Below are 17,617 nucleotides of genomic sequence, written 5' to 3' on the forward strand. Positions count from 1 at the left end.
AGTTTGGGATATCCATTTAACCAAAAACGTAGACCATGACAACAATAGCAGACAGACTGGCGCTAGCCCACCAAAGAATCGCTCAAGCGGCGCAAAATTCATCACGTCATAGTGACGAAATAAAGCTACTGGCAGTGAGTAAAACTAAGCCTATTTCACAGATAGTAGCCGCTTATCAGGCCGGACAACGTCTTTTTGGTGAAAACTATGTTCAAGAGGGTGAATCCAAGATTATTGCCCTAAAAGCTGACTACCCCGATATTGAATGGCATTTTATCGGCCCGCTGCAATCGAATAAAACGAAAGTGATTGCCGAGCACTTTGATTGGATGCACACCCTAGACCGAGCCAAGATAGCTCAGCGCCTAAATGATCAGCGCCCGCTTCAGTACGCGCCGCTCAATGTGTGTATTCAAATTAATATCAGCCAAGAAGCCAGTAAATCTGGGCTCCCCCCTGATGAAGAGCTGATAACGGCATTGGCTGATGTTATCGACTCATTACCACATTTATGTTTACGCGGACTGATGGCAATTCCTACTGCAACCGATGATAAACATCGCCAACAACAAGAGTTGTCACACATGCAGCAGCTATATCAAGCATTGCTTGTCAAGTATCCACACCTTGACACTCTGTCGATGGGTATGAGTAACGATTTGGAAATGGCGATAGCTTCTGGCTCGACCCTAGTACGTATTGGCAGCGCCATTTTCGGTGCCCGTAGCTAGCGTTAATCGCCATCTGCAATCGCCATCGCTCTGGAGTCATTGATTAGCAATAGTTGGTTAGTAAGAATAGGCCCGAAATAGCATAGCAATGCGCTAAACAGCGTAAAATTAGGTTGGTGTAAAAGTGCTAATCTAAATGCTGCCTCATCAGCAGGCTAGTCTATTAGATTGACAAGCCTTGTTTTTTCATCACTTGCCCTAATATTATTAACATCAGTTTTAGGCAAAAAAACAGAGACCCTTATGATACAGAAAAAAATATGCTTTATTGGTGCCGGTAACATGACGCGCAGCATCGCCAGCGGTTTAGTCAACAGTGGCTATCCGGCTGAACTCATCCACGCCACCAACCCCAGTGAAGCTAAGCTGCAAGTCTTATCGCAGCAACTCGGTATCAAGGTGTCACATGATAATCGCCAAGCGGCTATTGAAGCCGATGTCATCGTTCTAGCGGTAAAACCTCAGCTAATGCAGCAAGTGTGCGAAGCATTAAGCGACTTAGATTTATCACAAAAACTGATTATTACCATAGCTGCGGGCGTAGCGGCATCACGTTATCATGATTATTTTAAGCAGCCGATAAAGCTCATTCGCACTATGCCAAACACGCCAACGCAAATCGGCTACGGTATGACTGGCCTGTATGCGCAACCGTCGGTGTCATCACAAGACAAAGCCCTGTGCGAACAAATCATGCAAAGTGGCGGCGAAACGGTGTGGGTGTCAAAAGAAGATGATCTTAATCAAGTCATCGCGTTAGCGGGCAGTTCCCCCGCCTATTTTTTCCTGATGATGGAGGCTATGATTGACAGCGCGAAGCAAGATGGCGTTGACGAAGAGCTGGCTCGTCAATTAGTGCAGCAAGCCGCCCTTGGCGCCGCGCAAATGGTTAAGCAAAATCCGCAACTGTCGGCCGGACAGTTACGCGAAAATGTCACCTCTAAAGGCGGCACTACGGCGCAAGCATTAGCGGCATTTGAAGCGGCTAATTTAAGGGGCATCGTCAGAAATGCAATGCACGATTGTATGGATCGCGCCGCAGAGATGGCTAAACAATTTTAATTCAATACCGTTAAATAGAGAGATCCAATGAACGCATTTAGCTTTTTAATCAGTACCGTTTTCGACCTGTACCTGATGGTGGTCATTATCCGCATCTGGTTGCAGCTGGCTCGCGCCGATTTTTACAACCCATTTAGCCAATTTGTGGTAAAAGCCACCCAACCCATTGTGGCGCCAATGCGACGAATTTTACCCTCAATGGGGCCATTAGATACCGCATCAGTGGTACTCGCCCTGTTAGTGGTTGTGGCTAAATTTGTCGTACTCAGCTTGATTGCTGGCGCCGCCATTAGCATTCCGACAATTTTACTGATCTCTGTAGTCTCTGTGGTTAAAGAGGCTGGGGTATTGCTGTTTTGGATGTTGATTTTACGTGCAATTTTAAGCTGGGTGAGCCAAGGCCATAACCCTATCGAAATGGTCATGGCACAACTAACAGAGCCACTATTGTCACCGATCCGCCGTATTTTGCCGCCTATGGGAGGGTTAGATTTGTCGTTACTGGTGATGATGATCATTCTTAACTTTGTTAATATTTTGCTCGCTCAATACGTGCCATTTTGGGCCAATGTTTAATGGCGTCAGTGACACAAGTGCAAGGTGATCTGCTGCTCAAGCTCTATATACAACCTAAAGCCAGCCGGGACCAGATTGTGGGTCCCCACGGTGAGGAGCTGAAAGTGGCGATCACCGCTCCGCCTATCGACGGCAAGGCCAACGCCCATTTGAGCAAATATTTAGCCAAACTGTTTAAGGTGCCGAAAAGCCATATTGTTATCGAAAAAGGCGAATTGGGCCGTCATAAGCAAGTTAAGGTATTGGCGCCAAAGCAACTGCCTGATGAGATAGCAACCTTACTCGCCCCCTAAATTTAGCCACAATAAATCAGCAGCCAAAATTCAATCACTAAGCTTAACGCATCTGCGCTAAAGCCACAAAGTGAAGCATTAAAAGCTATACTAACACCCATTATTGAGTCTCTAGGAGTTAACCATGTTTCGTTCTTTATTTTGCGTACTACTGTTGTCACTTGGCATAGTGGGTCACGCTAGCGCCGAGCAAAAACAGAGCGTGGGCCATTACGATATTCATTATGTCGCCTTAGGCAGCACTTTCATCACGCCAAATATAGCCAAAACCTATGGTATAAAACGCAGCAGCTACACAGGATTGATTAATATCTCGGTGTTGGACACCAGCAAAGAAGGTAGCCCGGCGATCCCGGTGGAAATTTCTGGCATTGCCAATAATCTGCTCGATGCTCGTCTCGATTTAGTATTTCGCGAAATAAGAGAAGGCGACGCCATCTACTACATCGCTGAAGTGCCTTATCGTGATGATCAAGAAATCAATTTTCAGGTAGCGATTAAATACGGCAATAAACTCAATACCCAGATCACCTTTAAGCAGAAATTTTATGTCGATTAAGCCTAAAAAATAACAGTACACAGCGAGCTGTGCCTCACACAGACACGGCACAGCACTTTGCTTTTTAGTCGCCGCTAAAGAGCAAAGTAAAACGCGCTTTCCCCTACCGTTTCGGCCCCAGCTTGGGTATCATTGCCGCCAATTATCTCCATCTCTCATTGGTGCTCCAGATGAATAAAATAGTGTTAGCCAGCGGCAATAAAGGTAAGTTAAAAGAATTTTCTGAAATCTTGGCTGAATTTGGTATCGAAGTACTGCCCCAAAGCCAGTTCAATGTTGAAGAAGTGCCTGAAACGGGCACCACCTTTGTTGAAAATGCGATTATCAAGGCGCGTCACGCCGCAAAAATTACCGGGCTAGCAGCCATTGCCGATGACTCAGGACTAGAGGTCGATGTACTTGGCGGCGCACCAGGGATCTATTCGGCCCGTTACGGCGGTGACAATGCCAGTGACAGCGATAATTACAATAAACTCCTAGCAGCCTTAAAAGATACCTCAGATCAGCGCAGCGCGCGCTTTCAATGTATTTTGGTTTATATGCGTCATGCCGATGATCCGACCCCTATTATCTGCCAAGCAGCGTGGGAAGGAAATATTGCTTTCGAGCCCCAAGGTGATAATGGCCATGGTTACGACCCGATTTTTATCCCAGAGCATCATCAATGCAGCGCGGCACAAATGAGCAGCGAAGAGAAAAATGCCTTAAGCCACCGCGGTAAGGCGATGCAACTGTTACTTACTGAATTACAAGCCAAAGGCGTACTAGGGTAATGTTACTACTGCCACCACTGAGTCTCTATATTCACATCCCATGGTGTGTCCAAAAATGCCCTTATTGTGACTTTAATTCGCACGGTCAACATGGCGAGCTGCCCCAGCAAGAATATGTCGATGCACTGCTGGTCGACTTAGCTAAAGATCATCAATATGTTCAGGGACGTAAGCTACACTCCATCTTTATTGGTGGCGGCACGCCGTCACTGTTTGATGCGAGCCAAATACAACGGTTACTTGAAGGTGTAAGAGAACAAATTGCCTTTAAAGACAATATCGAAATCACCATGGAAGCCAACCCAGGCACCTTAGAGCACGATGACTTTGCCGCCTACCGCGCAGCAGGCGTTACGCGCTTATCAATTGGGGTACAGAGTTTTGCCAGCGATAAGCTTAATCTATTAGGACGCATCCATGATAAAGATGAAGCTCAAGTGGCGGCAGAAAAAGCCCAGCAAGCTAACTACAATAGCTTTAACTTAGACTTGATGCATGGGCTACCTAATCAAAGCTTTGCCGAAGCCATGCAGGATATCGAAACAGCCGCGGCACTTAACCCTCCGCACCTGTCTTGGTATCAACTGACAATTGAGCCAAACACCTTGTTCCACTCTAAACCGCCACAACTGCCCGATGATGAGGCGCTATGGCACATATATGAACAGGGGCAACAACGTCTGGCACAGCTTGGGTATGAGCAATATGAGATCTCCGCCTATGCGAAACCCGGCTATCAATGCCAACACAACCTCAACTATTGGCAGTTTGGTGATTACCTAGGAATAGGTTGTGGTGCCCATGGCAAGATAACCCTCGAAGCTGAACAACGCATTTGGCGCACGGTGAAAATTAAGCACCCTAAGGGTTATCTCAGAGCAGTAGATCACCTGTTTGACAAGAGTGAAGTGCTAAATGAGGATCGCCCGCTAGAGTACCTAATGAACCGCCTTCGGCTCATGTCGCCTATCCCTAAACTGGAGTTCGAGCAGCGCACAGGGTTGCATCGCAGTGTACTCGATAAGGGTATGCTACTGGGTGAGCAAAAAGGCTTAGTTACTACAGGTGACGAGCATTGGCAGCTCACCCCCAAAGGTAATATGTTCGTTAACGAACTACTCGCACAATTTTGCGATTAACCGCCAATATTTTTAATACAGTACTATTCTCCTGCCCGTTAGAACAGACTAGCGGGCCAATCGAAATATCGCGTAATGCGTACCTTCCTTTAGCTACAACCATCTGAATATTTTAGCAGTCATCAATCGATAAACTTGACGATGAAACCACAAATTCAATAGCCATTCCAAGCTCATAAAGACATAGCGATCTTATGACTGAAAACAGCACTCAATTAAACCTGCCGCGCTGGTTAATGTGCTCAAAAATCGAATCATTAGTCGGACAAATAAGAAATAGCACTAGGATAGCTAATGGGAAGTATATTGAAGGGCGCAGGACTATTGATAAAGAAAAATAACCCCAGCAAGCCTTGCTGGGGTAAACCAAAACTAGGATGATGGTTAAGGCTAGCATTGTTTTAGTTATTAAAGCTTTGCTAGCGTCAATTTAAGACTGCATAGTGCTAAATAGTGCTAACCTGCGTAAAACCGATCAAGAGGGGTCATTCTTAATCGACTTGACGGGATCAGGTCATCCCAAATCAACTGCAACTATTGTATTAACTTAAGAACGCAGTGCAACGTGTATTATAGCCATGCGTTCGTTACTGCTAAAAAGTCGTTCTAAAATAAAACCAGCCTAAAAAGTTAACCATATGAATAAAAACAAAAAAGCCCTAAAGTTGATCAACCAAGGGCTTATTATCTTAATGACAAAACAATGTTTTCAATTATATGTTTACTCTCTCACAAGCCCACCGCAGAAACAGGCACTATTGCGAGAACAATAACGAGTCTACGAAATTACTTTCGCTTAGCGTACAGCGACTCATAAGGCGCATCCCAATAAGGTGGTGCACCGATATGCCCCTTAATAAAGTCAATAAATGCACTCACCTTGGGTGCTAAATGTTTACGTCGTGGGTAGACAGCTTGTAAGGGTAAATGATGAGTCAATTGCCATTCTGGTAACAGCGGGACTAAGGTGCCTTTGGCAATCTCATCTTCTAATAGATAACTGGCAAGATACACCACACCTAAACCACTGACCGCCGCCGATTTAAGGGCTGGCGCATTATCGACCCTAAAATTACCCGAGACCCCTATCTCACAATAATCATCTTCTTTCTTAAACTGCCAAACACTGTGTTCGTGCCACTCGCCTTGATACACAAGACAGTTATGGTCGACTAACTGCTCTGGACGCTCGGGATAACCGTGCTTTTCGACATAATCGGGGGAAGCCAGCAGTAAAAACTGACACTTCATTAAGGGTCTTGCCACCATACCCAGCGGCAATTGCTCTGACATAGTTAATAGCAGATCTAACCCTTCGCTGACGACATCCACTTTATGATCTAACAAGCTGACCTGTAATTCTAACTCCGGATGTTTAGCCATGAAATCAGGTAATGCTGGAATAAGATGCATAGTCCCAAAAGACTGTGAAATCCCCACTTTAAGCACACCGCGGGTGGCATCATTAAGATTGTGTACACTCGCAACCGCTTGCTCGGCATCTCTCAGTAACTCTTCACCTTGGGTATAGAGTAACTGTCCGGCCTCGGTTAGACTCAAACTACGCGTAGTACGCTGGATCAGCTGAACACCAAGTTTATGTTCTAAATCAGCAACCTGGGTGCTAACTTTAGATTTAGAAATCCCCAATTTACGCGCGGCGGAACTAAAACTACCTGCACGAGCAACATGAGTAAAAATTGCAATAGGTTCTAAAAGTTCTAACATTTAAATAGCCTTAAGGTGTTTGCGACCATATTAATATATGTTGTAAACCATAGTGATAAGCCACCCGTTTATGGTTATCTCTGTGATAATTAAAAATAACTTAACAGTAGAGTCAAACTGTTACTCATTTCATCATCGAAATTTAGCCAGCATTGTTATAATTTTTCGCAAGTATACCAAAAATTTACGCTTTAATTCTAATTCCTGTCATGCATTAGCATTGATTCTGTGGATAAATGAAGAAATATAACCAACATGCAAACAAAAAAGCCCTACACCCAAGGCAAGTGTAGGGAAAATGTAGCCGTATAAGGCCTACTAGAGAAGATGCAACAATTCGCAGTTATTCTAACAATAGTTTCTGAGGGGTATTCGTTAGGGGATAAGCAGTCAACTCAGGTACTTGTTGACGTAATTGCGACTCAAGCGCAACCAACTGCTGAAAGTCATCACACAATTTATCGGCGCGCTGCTGCAAATCATTACTTTGTTGCTCAATTTGCACTTCGATATCTTTACCGACATTATCCATCTTGGTGGCGAATGCTTGCATTTTTTGCTCAAACGAGTCGCCATCACCTTTCATCATCTCGCTACCAAGCGTCATCATCATGCTACCAATAGAGCTTTGTACCAATTGCTCCATCTGCTGTTCAAACTCCTGGCCGAAAGTCTCTTCCAGTGAAGACTCTGTAGCACCTAGATAAAATTTATCACCATTTTGGTAAGCAACAGTATCAATTCGCTGGCTAAATCCCGTCATCATTTCATCAATTTTTGCACCACTCGCATCGCCAAGCAAAGGGGTTAACGCCATGCTGACTGCTGTTGCAGCAATATCCACAGCATCATGAACAAGAGCAATAACCTCTGGTAACTGCCTCGACACTTCATCAGCGTATTGGTTAACTAAAGTTTGTTGCTGCTCGTTGAGTGCCACCTCAACGCCATCGACATACAGCTTGCCAAGCTCAATGCGATACACCTCTTTTTGAGCCTCTGTTATCACCAGTTTCTGAGGTTCAACCGCCACATCATAGTTAAGGCTTACTTCACACTGATGATTGCCATGATCAAAAGAGAGGCGATTATCTTGCTCGCTTGCCATAGTAGTGCTGGTGACCAGTAGGGCACACAATCCCAAAGAGGTGCTGATGTTGTTCATATCATTAATCCTTAATCATATTGCAGATATCAATTACTAGCGGCATCACGCTGTCGACATAACCAGAAATGGGCATAAGATATCACTACCGTTGACGCTTGTTAGATTGACTTAAGTTAAGCTCAATGAATACAGGTTTTATGCCAAAATTAATATATTATTAACTATCAACAAGTTAAAAATTTCCAGATAAAGATATAAGTGAGACGTTAGCAATTTAAACCAGTAGTTAGTCGATATTGCTAACTTATCAAAAGATTAGAAAATCGAGCGACCCAGGGATTGAGATAGCAGCTCAAGAGCTGCGGTGCCAGCAAGAGAGTTACCATTTTTATCTAACTCGGGCGACCAAACGCATACGCTCATATCGCCGGGGATAACGGCAATAATACCACCGCCAACACCACTTTTACCTGGCATTCCAACACGATAAGCAAACTCCCCTGCACCATCGTACAGGCCAGATGTAGCCAATAAAGCATTGAGTTTTCGGGTCTGAACTGGCGAAACAATCGCCTCACCCGATAAACTTTTACCGCCATTAGCCAAGTAAAGCATCGCCTTAGACAGATCGGCGCAGCTCATGCGCATGGCACAATAATGAAAATAGTTTTTTAAGACTTTATTGACATCATTATTGAAATTACCAAAAGACTTCATCAAATAGGCAATCGCGGCATTTCGGGCGCTGTGATCATATTCTGATGCAGCCACCTGCTTGTCATAGACTATATGTGGGTTACCGCTAAGGGCCCTGACAATCTCCAGCATGCGCTGCTTAGGTGCCCCAAGGCGAGTGTGCAACAGATCGGCAATAATTAGAGCGCCAGCATTAATAAACGGATTACGCGGCACGCCACGTTCAAGTTCAATTTGCACTAGAGAGTTAAATGATTGTCCCGACGGCTCTTTGCCTACGCGAGACCAAATGTCTTGCTCTTCATACAGGGTGAGAGCCACAGTCAGGCTAAATACTTTGGAGATACTTTGTATCGAAAAAGGCTCTAAATAATCACCAGCGCCTATGGTAGTACCATCAATAGTGGTGACCGCAATGCCTAACTTACCGGGATCGACATTAGCTAATGCAGGAATATAATCGGCGACCTTGCCTTGGCCGAGCAGGGGGCGAACTTGCGCCACCACCTGCTCTAATAATGCCTGTTCGGGCATTAATTCCACCAAATATCGTAAAGCTCGCTAACTTCAACCTTGGTTGTCGGTTGTTGCTGCCAAAACGCACGTACCGCTTCACGGTCTTCTTCGGTGCACTTACCGATAGACTGAGTGGCAACAATACCTTCCCACTCTTTATGTCCACCACCGTGGAAGCCTAACTTACGCGCCTCTATCACTTGGGCAATAAACTGATCCACTATAGTGTCGATCTGCTCTTCTGACACTGAATCGTCAAATGTCCAGTTAACATCAAATCCAAACTCTTGAAACTCATCAATACGCAGTTTTTTGCGAAGACGACGGCTACGTGTTGCCATATTTTACCCCGTTAATTGCTAACAATACTTACTCAATACAGCCAGATTAATCATTTGATTATCATGGCAATGTTAAAATCTTATTCACAGCGTTCGAACATTAGATCCCATACGCCATGGCCGAGGCGATGACCACGGGCTTCAAACTTAGTTAAGGGACGATGCTCTGGACGTGGCACAAAATCGCCGGTAACAGACTGATTTTTATAACCAGGTGCCGCGCTCATTACCTCAAGCATATGCTCGCTGTAATTTTCCCAATCGGTTGCCAAATGAAACACACCACCAATCTTAAGGCTGTTACGAATCGTCTGCACAAATTCAGGCTGCACAATACGACGCTTGTGATGACGTTTTTTGTGCCAAGGATCGGGGAAAAACAGCTGCACCCGCGCAAGAGAGCCAGGTAAGATACTGTTTTCGAGCACTTCAATCGCATCATGATGGAACACGCGTAAATTGGTCACGCCCGCTTCGGCGGCTTCGGCTAAACATGCGCCAACCCCAGGCTTATGCACTTCGATACCAATAAAGTTCAGCTCAGGAGCGGCCTTAGCCATCTCAACCAGCGAGGCACCCATACCGAAACCGATCTCAAGTACGGTATCTGCTTCACGGCCAAATATAGCGGCTAAATCCAGTGGCTGTGGCGAGTAATCTAGCCCCATCACTGGCCATTGTTGCTCCATTGCAACCGCTTGACCTTTTGTTAAACGCCCTTCTCGTAATACAAAGCTTCTTACTTTACGAAGGTATTTACCCTCTTCATTAAATTCAGCGGTGGTAACGTCACTCATTGTTTTAGCCTCAATAATCTGCCAGCGATGGCCATATAGTCTCTGATGTAGCTTAAATTAGGGTTATCTGCCGATAACGGCGCCTCACCAGCAAGATTGTAGTTAACCTTGATACTAATATATTTGGAAATCATAAAAAGAAAGGCATTATGCAAAGTTACTGGTGCAGTGCAAGCCCTATTGTCGCCAAAGTATACCAATAATCATCATAGATGCGACCAACGCTATAGGTTAACGCCTATTTAGGTTGAGAAACCAAGATACGCTCTATACACTGTGCGCCATGAAAAAAGAGCCATTTCACCAGCGCATTGTTAGCTGGTACGCCGAACACGGCCGTAAGCACCTTCCTTGGCAACAAGATAAAACCCCTTATAAAGTATGGGTGTCAGAGATCATGTTGCAGCAGACGCAAGTCGCAACCGTTATTCCCTATTTCGAAGCCTTTATGCAGCGGTTTCCGAGCATAAAAGAGCTCGCAATGGCCGAGCAAGATGAAGTGCTGCACCATTGGACAGGCCTAGGCTACTATGCCAGAGCCCGAAACTTGCATAAAAGTGCCCAGCTTATCGTCACCCAGCATGGCGGCGAGTTTCCTATTGAATTTGAACAAGTATTAGCGTTACCCGGCATTGGTCGCTCCACAGCAGGCGCGGTGTTATCGCTATCTCTTGGTCAACATCATCCGATTTTAGATGGCAATGTAAAAAGAGTGCTCGCGCGCCACGGCGCCATCGCTGGCTGGCCAGGAAAAAAGCAGGTTGAGGAGCAGCTATGGCAGCTTACCGACACCCTTACTCCAAAACAGCACATTACCCAATACAATCAAGCGATGATGGATATTGGTGCCAGCATCTGTACTCGCGCTAAACCTAAGTGCGAACAGTGCCCTGTGGCAGTCGATTGCAAAGCCCAGTTAATGGGGCGCCAAACCGAGTTCCCAGGGAAAAAACCTAAAAAAAGCATCCCAGAAAAACAAGCCTTTATGTTGGTGATCCGCAATAACAAGCAGGTCATGATGATTAAACGTCCTCCGGCAGGCATTTGGGGCGGGCTCTGGTGTTTCCCTCAATTTGCCTCTCAAGCCGAGTTGGATAACTATGCCCAACAGCAGGCAATTAGGCTGCACTTAGCTGAGCCGCTCACCAGCTTTAGGCACACCTTTAGCCATTTCCATCTCGATATCACCGCCATAGAGGGCACCATAGTCCAAAGTGACAGCAAAGATAAAGTGGCAGCAAAAGCCCATCTGGTAATGGAAGATGATGCATCACTCTGGTATAACATAACCAATCCACCGAAAGTTGGCCTTGCTGCGGCAACCGAGCGTATTTTAGCCAGCCTAGGTTCAGTAGTCATTAAGGAGTAATCATGGCGCGTACAGTGAATTGCCAATATCTAAAGAAAGAGGCTGACGGCCTAGCCTTCCAACTTTACCCAGGTGAGTTGGGAAAACGTATTTTTGACAATATTAGTCAAGAGGCATGGACACTTTGGCAAGCAAAACAAACCATGCTTATCAACGAGAAAAAGCTCAACATGATGAATGTTGACGACCGTAAGTTCCTCGAAGAGCAGATGGTCAACTTTTTATTTGAAGGTAAAGAGGTCGAAATTGAAGGTTATGTCCCCCAGAAGGATGACCAGTAATCAGTAAAAGGACGACAAGTAAAAGGTCGACAAGTAAATCCTCCTCGCATAACCTCGCAATAAATAGGCGCCACTTAACGATGAGTTAATGGCGCCTGTTTGCATTTATGGCAAGTTAGCCTTACCTGCCAAGTCACCTCTATTCAGCCTATTTGCTTTATCCTAGGGCCTGTTGTTCTTTGCTGGTTGAATTTTGTTCGAGACAAAAACGTTTTAATCGAGGCGAGTGGATTGCAGCCTAGTCATCTAAGCAAAATTCACTTAACAAAGAGTAAAACGTTTTTAGCCGACCCCCTTCGGGCAGCGTTTGTTGGTCATTTCTACTGCGTTCTCAGCTTTTTATGTAGAATAACTACACCACAAAGCTTCTTACTTGTATAAATACCCAACAATTCGCTGCAAAAACAACCTTAAAAGATCAACAGGCCCTAGGCGCAGCTTGCCTATGACACCACAATATCACCTTAATTTAAGTGCCTCCATACAAGGTGAATCAACATAGATATGGCTACCTTTAATGGCTAGCAGGGCTAGATGCCCATCAAACAGAAAACCCTTAATGCTCGCATTAAGGGTTTTTGACTAAGTGTTAATGGCAATTAAAGCCGGCTATAGAGTCACATTAAAATTTATGCTCTAAGCCTACACCGAAGTATTTTTCATCGTTAACTTCAGCTTCTAACGAACGGTTAGTGTAAAAAGCAAATAGCTTAGTCGGCTTACCCAGTTTGTAATCACCACCCACTGACCATGAGTCACCCAAATCTTCCATATCTTGGTATTGCGCTTTCAGCACGATAGCCTCTATGGTGTAAGCCGCACTTAACAAGTAGCCCGTTTTACTCTCGGCGCCGACAACCGCTTCACCTAACTTGGTGTAAGTCGCCTCTTGCTGCTGATACATACCACCTAACACTAAATCGGCAATTTTACCTTGCACCGTGGCGCGCACCACCTCGTAGCCTTTTACGTCTGCATCATAGGCAACCGAGGCGAAGATAGGCGATTTTTTCAACTTAGCATCACCATACATGGCTGCAACGCTAAATCCATCTTGAGCATATTGTGAACTTGCACCTTCTGCGGCATAGGTCACCCCAAGGGTAAAACCGCTAAAGGCTGGCGTAATATAAGTCGCTGTCTGCTCGATACGGTTTTCACCTTTAAATAAGTTTTTCAGATCACCCGAGAGATCGTTAAACTGGTCAACCTTACCTTGAGACACCTTAAGCATAGTGTCGTTACGGCCAACAGAAAAAGCACCAAAGTTACCTTTAAGGCCAACAAACTGATTGCGCGCCTTGAAGTTTTCCTTGGCTGAGTCACCAGTATCGACTTCATATTCCACAGTATAGAAAGCTTCGAGCGATTGGCTTAACTCAAAATCCCCTTTAACACCAAAGCGTGAAGCGTTACTTTGAATCGTCGTCGTTGCATCACCATCGACATCATTAGATTGAGCCGTCACATTTAACTTTCCGTAAACAGTCAATGGATCCGCCGCCTGTGCAGATGCAAGAGTGGCAGTCGCTAACGCAGAAGCAAGCAGAGTTTTACAAAAAACGTTCATCATTTAATCCTTTCGACGTATGTTCGTCTGGGTTATTGGTTTGGACGGCCGAAAGTGTGCAATTTTTATGTTGCAGTTTTATTTCATATTTTGGCATTGCTATCGAGCTAAGCGTATGAAGACGATGAGATTGGCTCTCAAAGCCATACAGAGTAAGGCTTTGAGCAAGGCTAAAAGTAATGTGACAGTTTAATGAATTATGCTAAAAGCGAACTTTTTATGACATTTTGCCGCTAAGCGATAGCAGTTTACCCGACGTCGACAATGGCTTACACTGCGGCTTTATTTTTGATTGGGCGCCTATCATGTGGTTTAAAAATCTTACTGTTTATCGTTTTAATAAACCTTTCTCTGTCGATACAGAAGCGCTAGAGAAGTCACTTGAAGACTTTACCTTTTCTCCCTGCTCAAGTCAGGACATCAGCAAGTTTGGCTTTTCAAAAGCATTAGGCAAACTCGGGCACACCTTAGTCCATAGCGCAGGTGACAGACACCTTATTTGTGTCACCAAAGAGGAGAAAATTCTTCCCTCACAAGTGATTAAAGAAGCACTTGATGAAAAAGTGACGCAAATCGAAGATGCTGAAAATCGTAAACTGGCGAAAAAAGAGAAAGATGCATTAAAAGATGAGATCACCACGACCTTGCTACCACGCGCTTTTTCACGTCGTAGCCAGACTCATGCGTTGATCCTGCCTGAAATCGATATGATTTTAGTCGACAGCTCAAGCGCCGCTAAGGCAGAAGAGTTACTCGCGCTACTGCGTAAAGCATTAGGTTCGCTACCGGTTATTCCATTGAGCTTTAAAACGCCTATCGAAACTCAGTTAACCGATTGGTTAAAAGCCAATAGCGCACCAGCGCCGTTTGAGATGCAAGATGAAGCTGAACTCAAATCTGACTCAGATGAAGGTGGTATTGTACGCTTCAAGCAGCAAGATCTGACCGAAAACGAAGTCCTTGCCCATATCGAAACGGGTAAGCAAGTACATAAGTTAGCACTGCATTTTGCTCAATCCATTGCGTTTGTACTGCAATCAGATGCTGGCATTAAACGCCTTAAGTTTTCTGAAGAGTTTAGAGCAGGCAATGACGAAGTGGGCACCGAAGATCCTATCGCACGACTGGACGCAGACTTTGCCTTAATGGGCAGTGAATTAATTGCTTTGATGAACGCCTTAGTTGAAGTGCTTGGCGGTTTCGAAGATAGCCTGTAAAGCACTTAATCACTAAGTTAGTGAGCAAGGCTTAACCCCCTTATGGGTTAACTGAGCTGCAATTGATAAAAAGCCACCGCAATCCGCGGTGGCTTTTTTTGTCTTAGGTGTCTTGCCCTAAATATCTTTACACATATAGGGTTTCATATGATAACAACCATATCCGCACGCATTAAGCGTTAACACCAGATATGCTCAAAGCGTTAAATTGCTGCTTGCTGACGCCGTTGCAAACGACGACATAATCGCTGCCCATACTCCGCCTTGAAGTTAAGCTTATCGATCAGCGGCGATACTTATTTTTCCTATTAGCGGTATGTTAACCGTTAAGGTGTTCGAATCGGTTATTGCTTTGTTCATTGCATCTCAAGCTTAACCGAGGTAACCGTGAGTTAGACTAAAGTCGATATGATATTTAACTTCAGCATAAGAGTGGGTAATAAAAAGACATTTAAACTCAAAATCAAGCGCATAGCAGGTTTCTCACACGCCTGCTTCTGTTATTATTGTTGCCATATGAGGTTCGTGATTAAAACCTAAAATAATATTGGGTTACGGACATAATTCAAAAATCATAATAAGCCCTTAAAAAGGGTGATTGCGAGATACCTATGCGCGCTTTTTTCTACTGTCTATTAGTACCTGCATTCATGTATTGCTCTGCGGCAACCGCTGCGTATAGTCAACTTCAACTCGTGTCACAAGAGGTTAAACTGAGGGAGACGCCGAGTCTGCTTTTTCAGGAGATGATGCAAACCCTTAACTTTGATCCCAGCTTTAATAATGACACTGAATTTAGACAAATAGCTCATGAGCATGGGTTCGATGCTGATGAATTTGAAGAGCAACTGCAATGGCTGGCGCGCATTTACCTTGAATCTGACTTAGGGGAAAACGCCAGCATATCCAAAGCCTCAGCCATTATTACATCATTAGAAACGATTGCCGACACGCCTTATGATATGAGTAATTTATATATGCTAAAGGCACGCAAAATTGGCAGAGAAAAGCAAGATTACCAACAAGCTATCGCACTCTATACCCAAGCGCTTAATCAACTGGATAACTCTGAAGATGTGCGCACTGTACTACTAAGACACAATATTCATCATCAATTAGGCGACATCTACCGTATCACCTTACAAACCGCTCAAGCTCAGCTCCACCTTAATCAATATCGACAGCTAGCCTATCAACTCAATAATGACTATCTCAGCGCCAACGCTGAAGCGGCCCTAGGTAAGTTTTACACTCAAAATGAACAATTTAATAAAGCATTACAACATTATACCGAAGCTATTCGTCGCTCAGAAAACATCAACCAGCCCTTCTTGAATGCAATATTATCGCTTAGGCTTGCGCGGGTTTATCGCGATCTGCAATCTTGGGATGAAGCACTACAATATGCTCACAAAGCTGCCGACGGTTTTAAAGCGCTCAATAACAATAATTACTTGTCCAGTTGCATGACTGCCATTGCGATTGTTTATGCCGAGCAAGGGTTATGGAATCAAGCCATTGATTATTATCTTAATGCACAACAAATTGATGTTAAAAGCGGTAACCTAACCGCGCAGGCGCTTAACTTCCATAATTTAGGTGAAGCCTATTTTAATAACAATGAAGCCAAAACGGCATTAGACTTTTTAGTAAAAGCTAACAGCTTATTTTTACAAAAAAAGAGTAAACATTATTTGGTATACAACGACTTACTTATCGCTCAGGTTGCCAGCAGTATTGAAGATTGGCGCATGGTTAATAATTATGCCGCAAAGGCCTTTGTTTTGGCTAAAGAAAAAAGCCTTTTAGAGCAGATGATTGAGGCATTACGCTATCGCACTCAAGCCTTTATAGCGCTTGGTGACACAGAAAAAGCTCATAACGCGTTGACTCAACTGCTCGATCTTAGCGATGAGCTTAACCAGCAAGCCAATGAAAAGCCTGAATCCAACGAAAATAGCCTAGCAGAACAAAAGCTTGAGCTGCAATTGAGCCAGTTAAAAACTGCGAGCAATATCCAGCAACAACAAAGCGCTCAATTTAAAACAGCATTAGTGATTAGCCTAGTCTTGGCAGCCATGTTGTTATTGACCTGTATTTATCAATGGCGCAGTAAGCAACAAATTAGCCTACGAAAAATGGCGTTAAAAAAGCGACTCACTAACGAGCCCGTCAGCGAAATTAACGGCTACCGTGGATTAACTGAATCCCTAGCCCAAGCCGATAAACTGGCCATGGTGGGATTAATCTCGCTAACTAACAAACACAATATTGACATTGAATGGGGGCTAGACACCTACCAGCAAGTGATGCTGAAATTTATGTCGCAGTTAGATCGGCAGTTAGAATGCGACAGCTACTTAATTCGCCCCGGTGTACTGGCTATCACCCTCAAGCAATCGATAGCACCAATGACGCTATTAGACGATATTCGCCGCGTGCTTGAAACCCAACCAAAGCTTAATGATGCTCAGTTACATTTAGGCATATTAAGCTTGCCGTTATTACAAGATCCCGATATCAAGCTCGAACCTAATGTCTATTTTAACGTGCTTCAGATGATGGTGGCTGGTGCAATAAGTCTTGGCCATAATAAAGACTATTTTGTCTCTATTATTCCGCTGAGTTTTGCACCTGTTGCTATATTTTCTGCGCCGCTCTATTCACACTTAGAAAAAGGCATCAGTCGCGGCTTGGTTAAAGTGGAATGTAACGATGATAAAACGCTTATTCGTTGGCCAAGTAGTCATATAACCACAGATTAAAGGGTTAAAATTGCGGATAAGCACGCATCTCTGGCCTAAAGTTCGTTTGCTAAGGCTCATGAATGATATACCATTAGTGCTATCGAAATTTGCTTT

General features: G+C 44.4%; 17 protein-coding genes. 11 read left to right on the forward strand and 6 right to left on the reverse strand.

From position 1 onward, the window contains the following. Window positions 1-35 precede the first annotated feature (35 nt). From AC0VXX_RS12220 to hemW, 7 genes are all read left to right on the forward strand, one after another. On the forward strand, window positions 36-731 hold the full coding sequence (locus AC0VXX_RS12220; protein ID WP_475514469.1) for a YggS family pyridoxal phosphate-dependent enzyme: 696 nt from the start codon (window positions 36-38) through the stop codon (window positions 729-731). Window positions 732-974: 243 nt separating this feature from the next. Beyond that, a complete protein-coding gene (gene proC / locus AC0VXX_RS12225; RefSeq protein ID WP_475514470.1) occupies window positions 975-1,793 on the forward strand; it encodes a pyrroline-5-carboxylate reductase in 819 nt (272 codons plus the stop codon). A 27-nt stretch (window positions 1,794-1,820) separates the two neighbouring features. Next, a complete protein-coding gene (locus AC0VXX_RS12230; protein ID WP_475514471.1) occupies window positions 1,821-2,369 on the forward strand; it encodes a YggT family protein in 549 nt (182 codons plus the stop codon). Next, on the forward strand, window positions 2,369-2,662 hold the full coding sequence (gene yggU, locus AC0VXX_RS12235) for a DUF167 family protein YggU (RefSeq protein WP_475514472.1): 294 nt from the start codon (window positions 2,369-2,371) through the stop codon (window positions 2,660-2,662). The genes AC0VXX_RS12230 and yggU overlap by 1 nt, the downstream gene beginning before the upstream one ends. Window positions 2,663-2,786: 124 nt before the next feature. Then, a complete protein-coding gene (locus tag AC0VXX_RS12240) occupies window positions 2,787-3,221 on the forward strand; it encodes a DUF4426 domain-containing protein (protein WP_475514473.1) in 435 nt (144 codons plus the stop codon). Window positions 3,222-3,391: 170 nt separating this feature from the next. Continuing rightward, window positions 3,392-3,994: an RdgB/HAM1 family non-canonical purine NTP pyrophosphatase gene (rdgB, locus tag AC0VXX_RS12245; protein WP_475514474.1), complete on the forward strand. Its 603-nt coding sequence runs from the start codon at window positions 3,392-3,394 to the stop codon at window positions 3,992-3,994. Then, window positions 3,994-5,133 carry a radical SAM family heme chaperone HemW gene (gene hemW / locus AC0VXX_RS12250; protein ID WP_475514475.1) on the forward strand — a complete coding sequence of 380 codons (1,140 nt, stop codon included), beginning with the start codon at window positions 3,994-3,996 and terminating at the stop codon, window positions 5,131-5,133. Before rdgB ends, hemW begins: the two co-directional genes overlap by 1 nt. Before the next feature lie 786 nt (window positions 5,134-5,919). Here the strand turns inward: hemW and AC0VXX_RS12255 are convergent. The 5 genes from AC0VXX_RS12255 to trmB form a co-directional block, all read right to left on the reverse strand. Then, entirely contained in the window at window positions 5,920-6,861 is a 942-nt protein-coding gene (locus AC0VXX_RS12255) for a LysR family transcriptional regulator (RefSeq protein WP_475514476.1), read from the reverse strand. Window positions 6,862-7,204: 343 nt separating this feature from the next. Further along, complete coding sequence (locus AC0VXX_RS12260) at window positions 7,205-7,969, reverse strand: YggN family protein (protein WP_475517016.1); 765 nt, start codon at window positions 7,967-7,969, stop codon at window positions 7,205-7,207. A gap of 315 nt (window positions 7,970-8,284) precedes the next feature. Further along, window positions 8,285-9,199 carry a glutaminase B gene (gene glsB, locus AC0VXX_RS12265; RefSeq protein WP_475517017.1) on the reverse strand — a complete coding sequence of 305 codons (915 nt, stop codon included), beginning with the start codon at window positions 9,197-9,199 and terminating at the stop codon, window positions 8,285-8,287. Next, the gene (locus AC0VXX_RS12270) at window positions 9,199-9,522 is read right to left on the reverse strand and encodes a YggL family protein (protein ID WP_475514477.1); all 324 of its coding nucleotides are present in this window, start codon (window positions 9,520-9,522) and stop codon (window positions 9,199-9,201) included. Before AC0VXX_RS12270 ends, glsB begins: the two co-directional genes overlap by 1 nt. A gap of 80 nt (window positions 9,523-9,602) precedes the next feature. Next, the gene (trmB, locus tag AC0VXX_RS12275; protein WP_475514478.1) at window positions 9,603-10,319 is read right to left on the reverse strand and encodes a tRNA (guanosine(46)-N7)-methyltransferase TrmB; all 717 of its coding nucleotides are present in this window, start codon (window positions 10,317-10,319) and stop codon (window positions 9,603-9,605) included. A 283-nt stretch (window positions 10,320-10,602) separates the two neighbouring features. On the opposite strand from trmB, the gene mutY reads away from it, so the two are divergent. Together mutY and AC0VXX_RS12285 are read left to right on the forward strand one after the other, a co-directional pair. Beyond that, on the forward strand, window positions 10,603-11,688 hold the full coding sequence (gene mutY, locus AC0VXX_RS12280) for an A/G-specific adenine glycosylase (RefSeq protein ID WP_475514479.1): 1,086 nt from the start codon (window positions 10,603-10,605) through the stop codon (window positions 11,686-11,688). 2 nt (window positions 11,689-11,690) lie between these two features. Beyond that, complete coding sequence (locus tag AC0VXX_RS12285) at window positions 11,691-11,969, forward strand: oxidative damage protection protein (protein WP_119977858.1); 279 nt, start codon at window positions 11,691-11,693, stop codon at window positions 11,967-11,969. Between the two features lie 622 nt (window positions 11,970-12,591). On the opposite strand, the gene AC0VXX_RS12290 is transcribed toward AC0VXX_RS12285, so the two are convergent. Further along, a complete protein-coding gene (locus AC0VXX_RS12290; RefSeq protein WP_475514480.1) occupies window positions 12,592-13,542 on the reverse strand; it encodes a porin in 951 nt (316 codons plus the stop codon). 302 nt (window positions 13,543-13,844) lie between these two features. Between AC0VXX_RS12290 and rdgC the strand changes: the two genes are divergently transcribed. Then, on the forward strand, window positions 13,845-14,756 hold the full coding sequence (rdgC, locus tag AC0VXX_RS12295) for a recombination-associated protein RdgC (protein ID WP_110458676.1): 912 nt from the start codon (window positions 13,845-13,847) through the stop codon (window positions 14,754-14,756). 611 nt (window positions 14,757-15,367) lie between these two features. Next, window positions 15,368-17,521, forward strand: coding sequence for a tetratricopeptide repeat protein (locus AC0VXX_RS12300; RefSeq protein ID WP_475514481.1), 2,154 nt, complete (start codon window positions 15,368-15,370; stop codon window positions 17,519-17,521). The last annotated feature ends 96 nt before the right edge of the window (window positions 17,522-17,617 follow it).

It is taken from the genome of Shewanella sp. QJM3NY_23 (assembly GCF_056173105.1).

Bases quoted from the DNA above. Each gene is read 5' to 3' on its own strand.
- glsB (WP_475517017.1), bottom strand. From the start codon at position 9,199: ATGCCCGAACAGGCATTATTAGAGCAGGTGGTGGCGCAAGTTCGCCCC.
- AC0VXX_RS12240 (WP_475514473.1), top strand. From the start codon at position 2,787: ATGTTTCGTTCTTTATTTTGCGTACTACTGTTGTCACTTGGCATAGTG.
- AC0VXX_RS12255 (WP_475514476.1), bottom strand. From the start codon at position 6,861: ATGTTAGAACTTTTAGAACCTATTGCAATTTTTACTCATGTTGCTCGT.
- AC0VXX_RS12285 (WP_119977858.1), top strand. From the start codon at position 11,691: ATGGCGCGTACAGTGAATTGCCAATATCTAAAGAAAGAGGCTGACGGC.
- trmB (WP_475514478.1), bottom strand. From the start codon at position 10,319: ATGAGTGACGTTACCACCGCTGAATTTAATGAAGAGGGTAAATACCTT.
- AC0VXX_RS12290 (WP_475514480.1), bottom strand. From the start codon at position 13,542: ATGATGAACGTTTTTTGTAAAACTCTGCTTGCTTCTGCGTTAGCGACT.
- AC0VXX_RS12300 (WP_475514481.1), top strand. From the start codon at position 15,368: ATGCGCGCTTTTTTCTACTGTCTATTAGTACCTGCATTCATGTATTGC.
- AC0VXX_RS12220 (WP_475514469.1), top strand. From the start codon at position 36: ATGACAACAATAGCAGACAGACTGGCGCTAGCCCACCAAAGAATCGCT.
- AC0VXX_RS12270 (WP_475514477.1), bottom strand. From the start codon at position 9,522: ATGGCAACACGTAGCCGTCGTCTTCGCAAAAAACTGCGTATTGATGAG.
- rdgB (WP_475514474.1), top strand. From the start codon at position 3,392: ATGAATAAAATAGTGTTAGCCAGCGGCAATAAAGGTAAGTTAAAAGAA.
- proC (WP_475514470.1), top strand. From the start codon at position 975: ATGATACAGAAAAAAATATGCTTTATTGGTGCCGGTAACATGACGCGC.
- rdgC (WP_110458676.1), top strand. From the start codon at position 13,845: ATGTGGTTTAAAAATCTTACTGTTTATCGTTTTAATAAACCTTTCTCT.
- AC0VXX_RS12230 (WP_475514471.1), top strand. From the start codon at position 1,821: ATGAACGCATTTAGCTTTTTAATCAGTACCGTTTTCGACCTGTACCTG.
- hemW (WP_475514475.1), top strand. From the start codon at position 3,994: ATGTTACTACTGCCACCACTGAGTCTCTATATTCACATCCCATGGTGT.
- AC0VXX_RS12260 (WP_475517016.1), bottom strand. From the start codon at position 7,969: ATGGCAAGCGAGCAAGATAATCGCCTCTCTTTTGATCATGGCAATCAT.
- yggU (WP_475514472.1), top strand. From the start codon at position 2,369: ATGGCGTCAGTGACACAAGTGCAAGGTGATCTGCTGCTCAAGCTCTAT.
- mutY (WP_475514479.1), top strand. From the start codon at position 10,603: ATGAAAAAAGAGCCATTTCACCAGCGCATTGTTAGCTGGTACGCCGAA.